Raw genomic sequence first — 15,113 nt, 5'->3', positions numbered from 1 at the left:
CTCAATTAATTGATTAGGTGCGGATCAGATTAGTCGCGGGCGTGTCCGGCGTCTAGCCTTGGGCCATGGCATTGCGCAACGCGGTCCTGGCCGCGCTTCTGGAGGGCGAGGCGTCGGGGTACGACCTGGCCAAGGGCTTCGACGCGTCGGTCGCCAACTTCTGGATGGCGACCCCGCAGCAGCTGTACCGGGAGCTCGACCGCATGGAGTCCGAAGGGCTCATCGAGGCCCGGCTCGTCCAGCAGGAACGCCGCCCGAACAAGCGGGTGTTCACCCTGACCGAGGCGGGCCGCCATGCCCTGCGCGGCTTCACGGCCGAGCCGTCGAGGCCCACGGCCATCCGCGACGAACTGATGGTCAAGGTCTACGCCGTCGACGAGGGGGACGACCAGGCCGTACGGGTCGCGATCACCGAGCGGCTGGAACGGTCTCGCGGGAAGCTGGCCCACTACGACCGGATCCGCGCACGGCTCCTCGGCGGGCGCACCGAGGAGGAGTACCTGGCGGCGACCGAGCGCGTCGGCCCGTATCTCACGCTCCTGGGGGGACGCGCCTTCGAGCGCGCGAACATCCGTTGGGCTGAGCAGGCGCTGCGCATCCTGGAACAACGCGCCTCGGTCACGCGGTAGGTCCGCGCCCCTGGCGCTCCTCGCGTCGCGTCCCGGTCGCCGCGCACTCCGCGGCGTCATTGGATTTCCTATGTCTGCGAGCGGCTTCCCTATTGGTCACCTATGTCCGATCCGCATACCGTCGAGGGCATCGCCGCCCTGACGATCTGAGCGCAGAGCGTCAGGGCGTACGACCGGAAACCTCCCCAGGTCCCTCAGGGCCCGCACCCACGGAGACACACCATGTCGAAGATCCTTTTCGTGATGACCGGCGTCGACCACTGGACGCTCGCCGACGGCACCCGGCACCCGACCGGCTTCTGGGCCGAGGAGGCCGTCGCCCCGTACGAGGCGTTCAGGGCCGCGGGTCACGAGGTCGTCGTCGCCACGCCGGGCGGGGTGGTGCCGAGCGTGGACAAGGGCAGCCTCGCGCCCGAGGTGAACGGCGGCCAGGAGGGCGCCGACCGGATCGCGCACGTCCTCGCGTCGATGGACGAGCTCCAGCGGCCGGTCAAGCTGGCGGACGTGGACCTGGACGACTACGCGGCGGTCTTCTACCCGGGCGGCCACGGACCGATGGAGGACCTCGCGGTCGACACGGACTCCGGCCGGCTCCTCACCCTGGCGCTCGACTCGGGCAAGCCGCTCGGTGTGGTGTGCCATGCCCCGGCCGCGCTGCTCGCCGCCACCCGCGAGGACGGCGGCAACGCCTTCGCGGGCTACCGCGTGTCCGCCTTCACCAACGCCGAGGAGACCCAGGCGGGCCTCGCGGACAAGGCGAAGTGGCTGCTCCAGGACCGGCTGACCGCGGCGGGCGTCGACTTCCAGGAGGGCGAGCCGTGGGCGCCCAAGGTGGTCGTCGACCGCAACCTGGTCACCGGCCAGAACCCCTCCTCCTCCGCCCCGCTCGCCGCCGAACTGCTGAAGAAGCTGGGCTGACCCTCATGGCCACCGACCGGCTCGACGAGGTCCTCGACGCCGCCTACGAGTGCCTGACCCGGTACGGCGTACGGCGCACGACGATGGACGACATCGCCTCGGCCATGGGCGTGTCCCGGTCAGCGGTCTACCAGTACGTCCGCAGCAAGGACGACGCGTTCCGCCGCCTCGCCGGCCGCCTGCACGAGCAGGCGCTCGGCCGGGCCCGGCATGCGGCGGCCGAGGAGGCCCCACCCGCCACACGCGTCCGGGGCGTCCTCGCCGCGAAGCTCGACCTGGTGAGCCGACTGGCCGGGGACTCGCCGCACACGGCCGAACTCCTCGACGAGAAGGCCCGGTTGTTCGGCGACATCTGCCACACCTTCACCGCCGACCTGCGCCGCCTGCTGATCACCCTCTTCGCCGAGGCGGAGTCCCCGGCCGGCGTGGAACCGGCCGAGGCCGCGGACATCTGCCTCGCCCTGGTCACCGGCCTGGAATCGGCACCCGACGGCAGACAGCTGCTGGCCCCGGCGACCGAGGCCCTGCTGACGGGCCTGTTGGGCGCCCCGGCAGGAGCCGGCGGCAGGAACTGAGAGACCAGCAGGGGCCCGTGGCCTACGGGTTCGGCCTCGCCCGATCCTGACCGCGCGGCGCTGCCGTCGTGCCGCGGACTTCGAGGGCCGGGGTGGTGAGCACGACCTCGCCAGGGCGGGTGGGGTCGTCGAGGCGGTCGAGGAGGCACTGCGCGGCGCGGCGGCCGACGTCGTGGCCCGCGTTGTCGACGGTGGTCAGCCACAGGTGCCGCAGCCGGGCGAGGTACGTGTTGTCGTAGCCGACGAGGGAGAGGTCGCGCGGCACCTGGAGGCCGAGTTCCTCGGCGGCGGACAGGGCGCCGACACAGGCGATGTCGTTGAACGCGAAGACGGCGGTGGGCCGTTCGGCGGCGCTGAGCAGGCGGACCGTGGCCCGGTAGCCGCCCTCCTCGGTCAGGTCGCCCTGCTCCACGATCGCCGAGTCGGCCAGTCCGCGTTCCCGCATGACGGCCGCGAAGCTGCGGCGGCGCAGCTCGCCGACCTTTCCCTGCCCGGCGATGTGGGCGATCCGCCGGTGGCCGAGGCCGATGAGGTGCTCGGTGGCGAGGCGGGCGCCGTGCTCGTCGTCGTTGGCGACGATGTCCACGCCAGGCAGTACCGGCTCCCGAGCGCCCGCCACGACGGTGGGGATCTGTCCGGCCGCCGTGCGCAGCGCCTCGGAGACCGGCAGCGTGCCGACGGCGATCAGGCCGTCGACCCGCAGATCCATGAACGTACGGGTGAGGTCCTCGCCGAGGCGCCGGTTGAGGTGGCCGTCGGCGAGCAGCATGTGCAGACCGGAGTCGTGCAGCCGGGAGTTCAGGCCATCGAGCAGTTCCACGAACCAGGGGTTGCGCATGTCGTTGAGCAGCACACCGACCGTGCGGGTACGCCGCTCGCTGAGGCTGCGCGCCGCGGCGTTGGGCCGGTAGCCGAGCTCCTCGACCGCGGCCAGCACGGCGCGCTGTTTCTCGTCACGCACCTGATCGGAGCCGCGCAGCACGAGGGAGACCAGCGACTTCGACACCCCGGCCCGTTCGGCGACGTCGCGAATCGTCGGTGCTCTCATGAACTGGACCGTTCCATATGGCGCGTGAGCTTGTCAAAGGGGTTGACACACACCTGAACGGCCACCAGTGTGAAGCCGGGCTTCTTGGACCGGTCCAAGAACGGCCAGTCGAAGAGTTCGCCAGTCGAATGGTTCGCCGGTCAAATGGTTCGCCGGTCGAACGGATGACCCGTCGGACAGAGGACAGTCGGACCGAGGGCAGAGGACAGAGGGGCAGTCATGGTGCGTACGCTCGGCGTTGCCGTCGTGGGGTTCGGGTGGATGGGGCGGGTACACACCCAGGCGTACGCCCGCGTGCCGCACCATTTCCCGCACGTGCCCGTACGGCCCCAACTGGTCACCGTCGCCGACGAGGTGCCCGGCCGCGCCGAGGAAGCCGCGGCCCGGTACGGGTTCGCCACCGCGGCGCGGGACTGGCGTGAGGTCGCCGCCGACCCGCGGGTCCGGGCGGTGAGCATCGCCGCCCCGAACTTCCTGCACCGCGAGATCGGCACCGCGATGGCGGAGGCGGGCAAGCACATCTGGATCGAGAAACCGGTCGGCTTGACCGCCGAGGACGCCCGTGCCGTGTCGGACGCGGTGGCCAAGGCAGGGGTCCAGGGCACGGTCGGCTTCAACTACCGCTGCGCGCCCGCCGTCGCGGCCGCCCGCGAACTGATCGCCTCCGGTGAGATCGGCACCGTCACTCATGTCCGCATCCGGCTGTTCAGCGACTACGCGGCGGACCCGCAGGGGGCGCTCACCTGGCGCTACGAACGGAAGCGGGGCGGCAGCGGGGTCCTCGGCGACCTGGCCTCGCACGGCGTGGACCTGGCGCGTTTCCTGCTCGGCGAGATCGCGGCGCTGGCCGCCGACACCGCAGTCTTCCTGCCGGAGCGGGCCCGCCCGACCGGGGCGACCGCGGGGCACGCGCGCGCGGTGGGCGGAGAGTCGGGCGCCGTGGAGAACGAGGACTACGTCAGCTGTCTGCTGCGCTTCGTCTCCGGCGCCCGGGGCGTGCTGGAGGCCTGCCGGGTCTCCGTCGGCGAGCAGAACAACTACGGCTTCGAGGTGCACGGCACCAAGGGCGCGGTCTTCTGGGACTTCCGGCGCATGGGCGAGCTGGGCGTCAGCCGGGGCACGGCGTACCAGGACCAGCCCGTCAGCACGCTGTACGTCGGCCCCGGGCACGGCGAGTACGCCGCCTTCCAGCCGGGCGCGGCGAACAGCATGGGCTACGACGACCTCAAGGTCATCGAGGCGCACAACTTCCTGCGGTCGATCGCCGACAACGCCTCCTACGGCGCGACACTGCTTGACGCGGTTCACAGCGCGGCCGCCCTTGACGCCATGTCACGCTCCGCCGAACTGGGCACGTGGGTGTCACCGACATGAGCGACGCGCACGGTTCCTCCGACCCGCCCGCCTGGACCGCCGCCACCGGCGTCGCCGCCCTCGCGGGCGGTCTGCTCCTGCTGCGCCGCCGCGGGCAGGCCCGCCGCGACACCGGGGAGTGACCGGCCAAGATGTGCCTCATGGCCGTACGAGGAGCTGGAACTCGAAGGCGTATCGCGACGCCCGGTAGATGTGGGTGCCGTACTCGACCGCGCGGCCGGTGTCGTCGTAGGCCGTCCGCCGCATGGTGAGCAGGGCGGCGCCCGTGGGCTCGCGCAGCCGCTCAGCCTCCTCGGGGGTGGCCGAGCGGGCTCCCACGGACTGCCGTGCGCTGTGCAGGTGGATGCCGGCGGCGCGCATCACGCGGTACAGGCCGGTCGACTCCAGCCGGGCCGTGTCGACGTTCAGCAGCCCTTCCGGAAGGTAGTTGCACAGGGCCGCCACCGGCTGGCCATGGGTGAGCCGCAACCGCTCGACGCGGTGCACGCCGCTGCCCTCGGCGACGTCCAGGGCGGCGGCCACCTCTGCGCAGGCGGGCACGATCCCGTGGTGCAGCACCTGGGTCGTGGGGCTCTGCCCTGCGCTCTCCATGTCGTCGTAGAGGCTGCTGAGTTCCAGCGGGCGTTTGACCTGGCTGTGCATCACCTGGGTGCCCACGCCACGGCGGCGGACCAGGAGCCCCTTGTCGACCAGCGTCTGAATGGCCTGGCGGACGGTGGGCCGGGACAGACCGAGCCGCCCCGCGAGCTCGACCTCGTTGCCCAGCAGGCTGCCCGGCCCCAGCACACCGCGCTGGATCGCGGACTCCAGCTGCTGCGCCAACTGGTAGTACAGCGGGACGGGGCTACTGCGGTCGAGGGAGAAGTCGAGGCCCACCCGCGGGGCCGCGGCCGGCGCGCGGGGGGATCCGGCGGCCCGGCGTACGGGAACTCTTGCCATCGCATCGTCCTGACGGTCGGTAGGTCCTGAAGGCGGCCGATGCGGGAGACCGAGGGTCCGTGCCCGCACCCGGCCACCGCTTACAGTCGGAAGAACGGCTCAGGAGTTGCTGGGAAAGCCGAGGTCGATGCCGCTGTCGGACCGGTCCGGCCCAGCCGACTTCGGGCGGCGACGGCGGGGTCCACCCCGTCGACGGAGGCGAAGCCGACCTGCTTCTCCTGGGCGCCGGTGGCCGGGTCGCAGACCGCGCCGTGGCGTCCGGAGGCGGACTCGACGGGCTTGCCGCCGATCCACTGGGTGACGGTCTGCATGGTGCGGGGCCCTTTCCACGGCGGAGGAGGTCAGAGGTGGCGGCGGCGGGCGGCGACGTGGCCGTCGTAACGTGCACGGGCGCTCACCGCGGCTTCGCGCGTGGCCACTTCGGCGACGGGTACGTCCCACCAGGCCTCGGCGGGCGGTGCGGTGGGCGTCGGGTCGGTCTCGACGTACACGCAGGTCGGCCGGTCCGAAGCGCGCGCACTGGCGAGGGCGTCACGCAGTTCCCCCAGGGTCTTGGCACGCAGGACGTCCATGCCGAGGCTGGCCGCGTTGGCGGCCAGGTCCACCGGGAGCGGGGCTCCGGAGAAGGTGCCGTCGGCGGCGCGGTAGCGGTAGGCGGTGCCGAAGCGCTCGCCGCCGGTCTCCTCGGAGAGGCCGCCGATGGAGGCGTAGCCGTGGTTCTGGATCAGGACCAGATTGACGGGCAGGCCCTCCTGGACGGCGGTGACGATCTCGGTGGGCATCATCAGGTAGGTGCCGTCACCGACCAGCGACCAGACCGCCGTGTCCGGGGCGGCCTGCTGGACGCCGATGCCCGCCGGGATCTCGTAGCCCATGCAGGAGTAGCCGTACTCCAGGTGGTACTGGCGCGGGCTGCGCGCCCGCCACAGCTTGTGCAGGTCGCCGGGGAGGGAGCCGGCCGCGTTGATGACCACGTCGTCGTCGCCGACGACCGCGTCCAGGGCGCCGAGGACCTGTGTCTGGGTGGGCACGACGGAGTCCTCCGCCCGGTAGGCGGCCTCGACGACCTCCTCCCAACGCGCCTTGCCCGCGCGGTACTCGTCCTCGTACGCGGCGCTGACGCGGTGGCCGGCCAGCGCCTCGCTCAGCGCCTCCAGGCCCGTACGCGCGTCGGCGACCAAGGGGCGGGCCGCGAGCTTGTGGGCGTCGAAGGCGGTGATGTTGAGGTTGACGAAGCGGACGCCGTCGCCGCGGAACAGTGTGTTCGACGCGGTCGTGAAGTCGGTGTAGCGGGTGCCGACGCCGATGACCAGGTCGGCGGTGCGGGCGATGGCGTCGCAGACGGCGGTGCCGGTGTGGCCGATGCCCCCGAGGTCGGCGGGGTGGTCGTACCGCAGGGAGCCCTTGCCCGCCTGGGTGGAGGCGACCGGGATGCCGGTGGCGTCCACCAGCGCCTTGAGCGCGCCCTCCGCCTCGCTGTGGTGGACTCCCCCGCCGGCCACGATCAGCGGGCGCTCGGCGGCGCGGATCGCCCGTACGGTGTCGGCGAGTTCGACCGGGTCGGGACCGGGACGACGGACGTGCCAGACGCGCTCGGCGAAGAACTCCGCGGGCCAGTCGTACGCCTCCGCCTGGACGTCCTGCGGCAGGGCGAGGGTGACGGCGCCGGTCTCGGCCGGGTCGGTCAGGACGCGCATCGCGTTCAGGGCGGACGGGATCAGCGTCTCCGGGCGGGTGATCCGGTCGAAGTAGCGGGAGACCGGGCGCAGTGTGTCGTTGACGGAGACGTCGGCCCCGACGGGGTGTTCCAGCTGCTGGAGCAGGGGGTCGGCGGAGCGCGTCGCGAAGTAGTCGCCGGGCAGCAGCAGTACGGGCAGGCGGTTGATCGTCGCGAGGGCGGCGCCGGTGACGAGGTTGGTGGCGCCGGGGCCGATGGACGTGGTGACGGCCTGCGCGGAGAGCCTGTTGAGCTGGCGGGCGTAGCCGACCGCCGCGTGCACCATGGCCTGTTCGTTGCGGCCCTGGTGGAAGGGCATCGTGTCCTCGCCGGCCTCCAGGAGCGCCTGGCCGATGCCCGCCACGTTGCCGTGGCCGAAGATGCCCCAGGTGCCGGCGATCAGCCGGTGGCGTACGCCGTCGCGCTCGCTGTACTGCGCGGACAGGAAGCGCACCAGTGCCTGGGCTGTGGTCAGGCGGCGGGTGGTGGGGCTCATCAGGACCTCTCGGGGGCGGTGTAGAGGGGCAGGCGGGGGTCGACCGGCTGCTCGGGCCAGGTGCCCCGGATCCAGGCGTGCTCCGGGTGGTCGCAGATCAGCCAGGCGCGGTCGGCGCCGGGGCCCGCCATGACGTTGAGGTAGTACATGTCGTGTCCCGGCACGGCCATGGACGGTCCGTGCCAGCCGTCCGGGATGAGCACGACGTCGCCGTCGCGCACCTCGGCCAGTACGTCGGTGTCGCTGCCGTGGCCGGAGGGCGAGACCCGCTGGTAGCCGAGGCCCGGCGTGCCCTCGTGGGCGGCGAACTCGAAGTAGTAGACCTCCTCCAGCTCGGATTCCTCGCCGGGCCGGTGCTCGTCGTGCTTGTGCGGCGGGAAGGAGGACCAGTTGCCGCCCGGGGTGATCACCTCGACGGCGATGAGCTTGTCGCACTCGAACACCCCTGTCGCCGCGAAGTTGTTCACCTGGCGCGAGCAGGTGCCGGTGCCGCGCAGCTCGACCGGTACGGCGGAGGCGGGCCCGTAGCGGGCGGGCAGCCGGCGGGTGCAGCGGGCGCCGGTCAGCGCGAACCGGCCGCCGTCGCGCGAGTCGATCGAGACCTGGGCGTCCCGGGGCACGTACGCGAAGTCGCTCACCCCGCTGAAGACGCTCTCGCGCCCGGCGAGCCGGAAGGTGTCGCCGCCGACGGCGACGGTGCAGCCACCCGAGAGCGGGAGAACGATCCACTCGCTGTCGCCGGTGTCCAAGATGTGCCGGCCGCCGGCGGGCAGGTCGAGCACCCGCAGGCTGGAGTGGCCCCAGCCGGCCGACTCGGGGGTGACGTCCACGGCGTAGGCGCCGACGGCGGCCTTGCCCGCGGGAAGGTGGTGCGTGGTGGTCATCGGGTGGCTCCTGTACGGGGGTTCAGAACAGGCCTAGAGGTTGACGGAGCAGAGCGAACGGGGACCAGGTGGGGTGACAGGGTTCAGAGCAGGCCGACCGCCGTGTCCACCGCGGTCTCCACGCTGCCTTCGGCGGGGTACAGCAGGGACCGGCCGACGACCATGCCCTGGACGGTGGGCAGCCGCAGGGCCTTGCGCCATCTCTCGTACGCGCCCTCCTGGTCTCCGCCGACCTCGCCGCCGAGCAGCACGGCGGGCAGCGTGGACGCTTCGAGCACCTCGCCCATGTCGTCGGGGTCATGGGTGACCGGCAGCTTGAGCCAGGTGTAGGCGGAGGTGCCGCCGAGGCCGGAGGCGATGGCGATGGACCGGGTGACGGCTTCGGCACTCAGGTCGTTGCGGACCGTGCCTTCCACCCGGCGGGATATGAACGGCTCGACGAACAGTGGCAGTCGGCGTGCGGCCATGTCGTCGACGGCGCGGGCCGTGGTCTGCAGGGTCTCCAGGGAGCCGGGGTCGTCGTAGTCGATACGCAGCAGCAGCTTCCCGGCGTCGAAGCGGAGCCGCTCGATGTCCTCGGCACGGTGGCCGGTGAAGCGGTCGTCCATCTCGAAGGACGCTCCGGCGAGCCCGCCCCGGTTCATGGAACCCATCACGACCTTGTTCTCCAGGACGCCCAACAGCAGCAGGTCCTCCAGGATGTCCGCGGTGCCCAGCACCCCGTCCACCCCGGGCCGGGACAACGCGACGCACAGGCGTTCGAGCAGGTCCGCGCGGTTGGCCATGGCCAGTCGGTGGTCGCCGACGCCGAGGGCGCCCCGCGCGGGGTGGTCGGCGGCCACGATCATCAGGCGGCCGCTGTCTGGGAGCAGCGGTCGGCGCACCCGGCGGACAGCCGCTTCGGCGATGGCCTCCGGGTGCCGGGCGCGCACCGTGACGAGGTCGGGGATGCTGATACTCAAGACAGGCTCCGTTCAGGGGTGGCGTCGGTCGGCCGCGCAGGAGAGGGTCCCCGGCCTCGGCTCGGGGCCGGCCGCGTACGAGGGGATCCCTCGGCCTCGGACTCGGTCGGCCGCATGCGAAGCGCCCCTCGGGCCCGGCACGAAGAGCCTTCGGATTCGGTACGGACGAGACCCTCGGACTCGGTACGGAAGACAACTCGGTACGGACGAGACCCTCGGACTCGGTGCGGAAGACAACTCGGTACGGACGAGCCCCTCGGACTCGGTACGGACGAGACCCTCGGACCCGGTACGGACGGGGCCCTCGGACTCGTGAGGGAACGGCCCTCGGACTCGCGAGGCAACGACCCTCGGACTCGGTCAACCGCGCGCGAGGAGGTCCTCGACCTCGGACGCACTCGGCATCGCGGAGGAGCAGGCCAGACGGGAGGCGACGAGGGCGCCGGCCGCGTTGGCGTACCGGATGGTCTTCTCCAACTCCCAGCCGGACAGCAGACCGTGGCAGAGCGAACCGCCGAACGCGTCCCCGGCGCCGAGGCCGTTGACGACCTCCACCGGCACCGGCGGGACCTCGGCCAGGGTGCCGTCGCGGTGGACGGCCAGGACTCCCTTGGGGCCCTGTTTGACGACGGCGAGTTCCACCCCGGCGTCCAGCAGCGCGTCGGCGCAGGCACGTGGTTCGCGTACGCCGGTGGCGATCTCGCACTCGTCGAGGTTGCCGACGGCGACGGTGGCGTGGCGCAGGGCCTCGGCGTAGTACGGGCGGGCCGACTCCGGGTCCTGCCACGCTGCGTCTTTCCAGAACGCGGGGCGCCAGTCCAGGTCGAACACCGTGGTGCCGGACTTGGCGCGGGCCTTCAGCGCGGCCAGCGTGGCCGAGCGGCTCGGCTCCTCGCTCAGGCCGGTGCCGGTGATCCAGAAGATGCGGGCCGCGCGGATGGCGAAGAAGTCCAGCTCGTCGGTGCGAATCTCCAGATCGGGCGCCTTGGGCTGCCGGTAGAAGTAGAGCGGGAAGTCGTCGGGCGGGAAGATCTCGCAGAAGGTGATCGGCGTGGGGTACGCGTCGACGGGCGTCACCCAGCGGTCGTCGACGCCGAACTCCTTGAGCGCCTGGCGGAGATACACGCCGAAGGGATCCCGTCCGGTGCGGGTGATGACCGCGGTGGTTCGGCCCAGGCGCGACGCGGCCACCGCGACATTGGTCGCTGAGCCGCCGAGGAACTTTCCGAAGGACTCGACCTGCGCGAGCGGCACACCCGTCTGCAGGGGATAGAGATCGACGCCGATGCGTCCCATGGTGATGACGTCGAAGGACTCGGCGTCGGAGGATTCAGCGGACTCAGGCATGCGTGACGCTCCTGATGCGTGGGGTGCGGGCAACGGGGCGCCCGATGCCTCCTAGGTGTAGGTCCCGCGGCGAGCCCCTGTCAAGAGTTTGTACTGACATTCGGACCTGCTCAGGAAATGATGTCTTAACAAAGTCTTGACAGGTGGGTGCGTCAGGGACTTGTATCCCGTCCCAACGAAACAGCCGCGTCACCGGCACATGACCCGGATCTCCCGTCCGGGCCCCCGCACGGGCCTCGCGCCCAGCGTCGTCCCGTTCCCTTTCCCCCGTCGCACAGTGAGGTGCTGGAAAGATGGACCGCACGTTCCACCCCCGTTCTCGGAGAATCGCCCCACTCGTCGCGACCGTCGCGGCATCCGCGCTGCTGATAGCCGGCTGCTCCAGCGGCTCCGGAGGGAAGAAGGCGGAGGAGAGCGGGACCAACGCCTCCGCGGGCAAGGCCAACACCCCTCGTATGACCGTCGCGTTGGTGACCCACGCGCCTCCCGGCGACACCTTCTGGGACACCGTCCGCAAGGGTGCCGTCGCCGCCGCGGCCAAGGACAACATCAAGCTGGTGTACTCCAGCGATCCGAACGCGGGCACCCAGGCCAACCTGGTCCAGAACGCGATCGACCAGAAGGTCGACGGCATCGCGATCACCCTGGCCAAGCCCGACGCCATGAAGGATGTGGTGAGCAAGGCGCGGAAGGCCGGCATCCCCGTGGTCGGCCTCAACTCGGGCCTGAGCGACTGGAAGAAGCTGGGCCTGACGGAGTTCTTCGGGCAGGACGAGAGCGTGGCGGGCGAGGCGTTCGGCAACAAGCTGAACACGACGGGCGCGAAGAAGATCGCCTGCGTCATCCACGAACAGGGCAACGTCGGGCTCACGCAGCGCTGCAACGGCGTGAAGAAGACCTTCAAGGGCACGACGGAGACGCTCTACGTCAACGGCACCGACATGCCCTCGGTGAAGTCGACGATCACCGCCAAGCTGAAGCAGGACAGCGCCATCGACCACGTGGTCACCCTCGGCGCCCCGTTCGCGCTGACCGCCGTGCAGTCGGTGGCCGACGCGGGCAGCAAGGCGAAGGTCGCCACCTTCGACCTCAACAAGGACCTGGTGAAGGGCGTCCAGGACGGCTCCATCGAGTTCGCCGTCGACCAGCAGCCGTATCTGCAGGGCTACCTGGCGGTCGACTCCCTCTGGCTCTACAAGAACAACGGCAACTACAGCGGCGGCGGTGTGCAGCCGGTGCTGACCGGCCCGGCCTTCGTCGACAAGACCAATGTCGCGACGGTCGCCGAGTTCGCCGCGAAGGGCACCCGGTGATCTGAGATGACCCATGCAACGGCACCGGCGGCGAGCCCCTCGTCGCCGGCCCCGCCGGCCGTCCAGAAGGACGGCCGCACCTCTGAGCGGTCGGTGGGCCGCAGGCTGCTCGCCCGCCCGGAGGTCGGTGCGCTGATCGCCGCGGTGGGCGTGTACGTCTTCTTCTTCGCGGTGGCCCCGTCCTTCCGCGATGTGAGCGCGCTGTCCACCGTGCTGTACCAGGCCTCGGTCATGGGCATCATGGCGCTGCCCGTGGCCCTGCTGATGATCGGCGGCGAGTTCGACCTGTCCGCCGGTGTCGCGGTCACCACCTCGGCGCTCACCGCCGCCATCCTCAGCTTCCAGCTGACGATGAACGTGTGGACCGGCGTCTTCGTCGCGCTGCTCGTCTCCCTCGCCGTCGGGGCGTTCAACGGCTGGCTGCTGATCAAGACCGGACTGCCCAGCTTCCTGGTCACGCTGGGCTCCTTCCTGGTCCTGCAGGGCGCCAACCTCGCGGTCACCAAGATCTTCACCGGTAACGTCGCCAGCGACTCGATCGCCGACATGGACGGCTTCGACCAGGCCAAGAAGATCTTCGCCTCCGACTTCAGCATCGGCGGAGTGAGCTTCAAGATCACCATCGTCTACTGGCTGGTGTTCGCCGCGGCCGCCACCTGGCTGCTGCTGCGCACCAAGTTCGGCAACTGGATCTTCGCGGTCGGCGGCAGCAAGGACAGTGCCCGCGCCGTCGGCGTACCGGTCGACTTCACCAAGATCGCCCTGTTCATGGGTGTGGGCGCCGGCGCCTGGTTCGTCGGCATGCACCTGCTGTTCTCGTTCAACACCGTGCAGTCCGGCGAGGGCGTGGGCAACGAGTTCCTGTACATCATCGCCGCGGTCATCGGCGGTTGCCTGCTCACCGGCGGCTACGGCTCCGCGATCGGCCCGGTCATCGGCGCCTTCATCTTCGGCATGGTCTCCCAGGGCATTGTCTACGCCAACTGGAACCCGGACTGGTTCAAGGCCTTCCTCGGCGTGATGCTCCTCGTCGCCGCCCTCGTCAATCTGTGGGTCCGTCGCCAGGCGACCCGGAGGTGAGCTGACTCATGACAAGCAACGGATCCGGACCGGCCGGCGCCATCCTGAAGGACCCCCCGCACGAGGACGGCACGACCCCCATCGTCGAGCTGCGCGACGCCGGCAAGTCCTACGGCAACATCCGCGCCCTGCACGGCGTCGGCCTCGCCGTCCGCCCCGGCCAGGTCACCTGTGTGCTCGGCGACAACGGTGCCGGCAAGTCCACCCTCATCAAGATCGTCTCGGGGCTGCACCAGCACACCGAGGGCGCGTTCCTCGTCGACGGCGAACCGGTGCGTTTCACCAGCCCGCGCGAGGCGCTCGACAGGGGCATCGCCACGGTCTACCAGGACCTGGCGACCGTGCCGTTGATGCCGGTGTGGCGGAACTTCTTCCTCGGCTCCGAGATGACCAAGGGCCCCTGGCCGGTGCGCCGCCTCGACATCGCGCGGATGAGGCGGACCGCCGACGAGGAACTGCGCAACATGGGCATCGTCCTGGACGACCTGGACCAGCCCATCGGCACCCTCTCCGGTGGCCAGCGGCAGTCCGTGGCCATCGCCCGCGCCGTCTACTTCGGTGCCCGCGTACTCATCCTCGACGAGCCGACCGCCGCGCTCGGCGTCAAGCAGTCCGGTGTCGTCCTGAAGTACATCGCCGCCGCCCGCGACCGCGGCCTCGGCGTCATCTTCATCACCCACAACCCGCACCACGCCTACATGGTCGGCGACCACTTCAGCGTGCTCCGGCTCGGCACCATGGAGCTCAGCGCCGCCCGCAGCGAGGTCAGCCTGGAAGAACTCACCAACCACATGGCGGGCGGCGCCGAACTCGCCGCGCTCAAGCACGAGTTGGCGCAGGTCCGCGGTGTCGACGTCGATGAGCTCCCCGAAGCGGAAGACCTCCAGAAGCCGGTGCCGGCCTCCTCCGAAGGGATCTCCTGAGATGACCACCCCCCTCGACCGCATCCGGGTCGGCTCGGCCCCGGACTCCTGGGGCGTCTGGTTCCCCGACGACCCGCGGCAGGTCCCCTGGGAACGCTTCCTGGACGAGGTCGCCGAGGCGGGATACTCCTGGATCGAGCTCGGCCCGTACGGCTATCTTCCGACGGACCCGGCCCGGCTCACCGACGAGGTGGACAAGCGCCGACTGAGGGTGTCGGCGGGCACGGTCTTCACCGGCCTGCACCGCGGACCCTCCGTCTGGGAGTCCACCTGGAAGCACGTCAGCGAGGTCGCCTCGCTCACCCGGGCCATGGGCGCGAAGCACCTGGTGGTGATCCCCTCCTTCTGGCGGGACGACAAGACCGCCGAGATCATCGAGCCGCCGGAGCTGACGGCCGAGCAGTGGGCCCACCTGACCAAGGGCATGGAACGGCTCGGCCACGAGGTCAAGGAGACGTACGGCCTCGACATCGTCGTCCACCCGCACGCCGACACGCACATCGACACCGAGGCCCACGTCGAGCGCTTCCTCGACTCCACCGACTCCGGCCTGGTCAATCTGTGCCTGGACACCGGGCACTACGCCTACTGCGGCGGCGACAGCGTCAAGCTCATCGAGACGTACGGCGAACGCGTCGGCTATCTGCACCTCAAGCAGGTCGACCCGGAGATCCTCGCCGACGTCGTCAAGAACGAGGTGCCGTTCGGCCCCGCCGTCCAGCGCGGTGTGATGTGCGAACCCCCTGCGGGCGTACCCGAGTTGGAGCCGGTGCTGGTCGCCGCCCAGCGTCTGGGGGTGGACCTGTTCGCCATCGTCGAGCAGGACATGTACCCCTGCGAGCCGGACAGGCCGCTGCCCATCGCCGTACGCACCCGCACGTACCTCCGCTCCTGCGGCGCCTGACCCC

Annotated in this window: 16 protein-coding genes; 9 read left to right on the top strand and 7 right to left on the bottom strand. The window is 70.9% G+C overall.

The annotated features are described in order from the left end of the window. The first annotated feature begins 65 nt into the window (after positions 1-65). The 3 genes from ACFVXA_RS00995 to ACFVXA_RS00985 all read left to right on the top strand — a co-directional run bounded on the left by ACFVXA_RS00995 (position 66) and on the right by ACFVXA_RS00985 (position 2,122). Positions 66-629, top strand: coding sequence for a PadR family transcriptional regulator (locus tag ACFVXA_RS00995; RefSeq protein WP_362019186.1), 564 nt, complete (start codon positions 66-68; stop codon positions 627-629). Between the two features lie 222 nt (positions 630-851). Further along, the gene (locus ACFVXA_RS00990; protein WP_362019183.1) at positions 852-1,547 is read left to right on the top strand and encodes a type 1 glutamine amidotransferase domain-containing protein; all 696 of its coding nucleotides are present in this window, start codon (positions 852-854) and stop codon (positions 1,545-1,547) included. A gap of 5 nt (positions 1,548-1,552) precedes the next feature. Then, positions 1,553-2,122 (top strand): TetR/AcrR family transcriptional regulator, encoded by a 570-nt coding sequence (locus ACFVXA_RS00985; RefSeq protein WP_383903134.1) that lies wholly within the window; start codon positions 1,553-1,555, stop codon positions 2,120-2,122. A gap of 22 nt (positions 2,123-2,144) precedes the next feature. On the opposite strand, the gene ACFVXA_RS00980 is transcribed toward ACFVXA_RS00985, so the two are convergent. Beyond that, a complete protein-coding gene (locus ACFVXA_RS00980) occupies positions 2,145-3,170 on the bottom strand; it encodes a LacI family DNA-binding transcriptional regulator (protein WP_390023325.1) in 1,026 nt (341 codons plus the stop codon). Between the two features lie 219 nt (positions 3,171-3,389). Here ACFVXA_RS00980 and ACFVXA_RS00975 point away from each other — a divergent pair, with 219 nt between their 5' ends. Together ACFVXA_RS00975 and ACFVXA_RS00970 are read left to right on the top strand one after the other, a co-directional pair. Next, positions 3,390-4,544 carry a Gfo/Idh/MocA family protein gene (locus tag ACFVXA_RS00975; RefSeq protein ID WP_383745259.1) on the top strand — a complete coding sequence of 385 codons (1,155 nt, stop codon included), beginning with the start codon at positions 3,390-3,392 and terminating at the stop codon, positions 4,542-4,544. Then, positions 4,541-4,666: an LPXTG cell wall anchor domain-containing protein gene (locus ACFVXA_RS00970; RefSeq protein ID WP_362019170.1), complete on the top strand. Its 126-nt coding sequence runs from the start codon at positions 4,541-4,543 to the stop codon at positions 4,664-4,666. The genes ACFVXA_RS00975 and ACFVXA_RS00970 overlap by 4 nt, the downstream gene beginning before the upstream one ends. A 16-nt stretch (positions 4,667-4,682) precedes the next feature. On the opposite strand, the gene ACFVXA_RS00965 is transcribed toward ACFVXA_RS00970, so the two are convergent. The 6 genes from ACFVXA_RS00965 to iolC all read right to left on the bottom strand — a co-directional run bounded on the left by ACFVXA_RS00965 (position 4,683) and on the right by iolC (position 10,889). After that, positions 4,683-5,483, bottom strand: coding sequence for a GntR family transcriptional regulator (locus ACFVXA_RS00965; RefSeq protein ID WP_384016707.1), 801 nt, complete (start codon positions 5,481-5,483; stop codon positions 4,683-4,685). A gap of 80 nt (positions 5,484-5,563) precedes the next feature. After that, positions 5,564-5,794: a hypothetical protein gene (locus tag ACFVXA_RS00960; RefSeq protein ID WP_383903124.1), complete on the bottom strand. Its 231-nt coding sequence runs from the start codon at positions 5,792-5,794 to the stop codon at positions 5,564-5,566. A 30-nt stretch (positions 5,795-5,824) separates the two neighbouring features. Then, entirely contained in the window at positions 5,825-7,696 is a 1,872-nt protein-coding gene (gene iolD / locus ACFVXA_RS00955; RefSeq protein WP_390023323.1) for a 3D-(3,5/4)-trihydroxycyclohexane-1,2-dione acylhydrolase (decyclizing), read from the bottom strand. Next, entirely contained in the window at positions 7,696-8,580 is an 885-nt protein-coding gene (gene iolB / locus ACFVXA_RS00950; RefSeq protein ID WP_389744593.1) for a 5-deoxy-glucuronate isomerase, read from the bottom strand. Before iolB ends, iolD begins: the two co-directional genes overlap by 1 nt. Positions 8,581-8,663: 83 nt before the next feature. Beyond that, the gene (locus ACFVXA_RS00945) at positions 8,664-9,542 is read right to left on the bottom strand and encodes a deoxyribose-phosphate aldolase (RefSeq protein WP_362019163.1); all 879 of its coding nucleotides are present in this window, start codon (positions 9,540-9,542) and stop codon (positions 8,664-8,666) included. 360 nt (positions 9,543-9,902) lie between these two features. Further along, a complete protein-coding gene (gene iolC, locus ACFVXA_RS00940; RefSeq protein ID WP_384016698.1) occupies positions 9,903-10,889 on the bottom strand; it encodes a 5-dehydro-2-deoxygluconokinase in 987 nt (328 codons plus the stop codon). 293 nt (positions 10,890-11,182) lie between these two features. Here iolC and ACFVXA_RS00935 point away from each other — a divergent pair, with 293 nt between their 5' ends. Genes ACFVXA_RS00935 through ACFVXA_RS00920 form a run of 4 tightly spaced genes read left to right on the top strand, consistent with a single transcriptional unit; the run spans position 11,183 to position 15,109 of the window. Continuing rightward, the gene (locus ACFVXA_RS00935) at positions 11,183-12,202 is read left to right on the top strand and encodes a sugar ABC transporter substrate-binding protein (protein WP_389932707.1); all 1,020 of its coding nucleotides are present in this window, start codon (positions 11,183-11,185) and stop codon (positions 12,200-12,202) included. 6 nt (positions 12,203-12,208) lie between these two features. Further along, entirely contained in the window at positions 12,209-13,282 is a 1,074-nt protein-coding gene (locus ACFVXA_RS00930) for an ABC transporter permease (protein ID WP_383735274.1), read from the top strand. Between the two features lie 8 nt (positions 13,283-13,290). Continuing rightward, a complete protein-coding gene (locus tag ACFVXA_RS00925; RefSeq protein WP_389744587.1) occupies positions 13,291-14,205 on the top strand; it encodes an ATP-binding cassette domain-containing protein in 915 nt (304 codons plus the stop codon). 1 nt (position 14,206) lies between these two features. Beyond that, entirely contained in the window at positions 14,207-15,109 is a 903-nt protein-coding gene (locus tag ACFVXA_RS00920) for a sugar phosphate isomerase/epimerase family protein (protein ID WP_390023320.1), read from the top strand. Positions 15,110-15,113: the final 4 nt, after the last annotated feature.

Source organism: Streptomyces sp. NPDC058246, assembly GCF_042881985.1.
Classification (GTDB): domain Bacteria; phylum Actinomycetota; class Actinomycetes; order Streptomycetales; family Streptomycetaceae; genus Streptomyces.
Note: the sequence above shows the minus strand (reverse complement) of the source record. Positions and strands in the feature narration are given on the sequence as shown.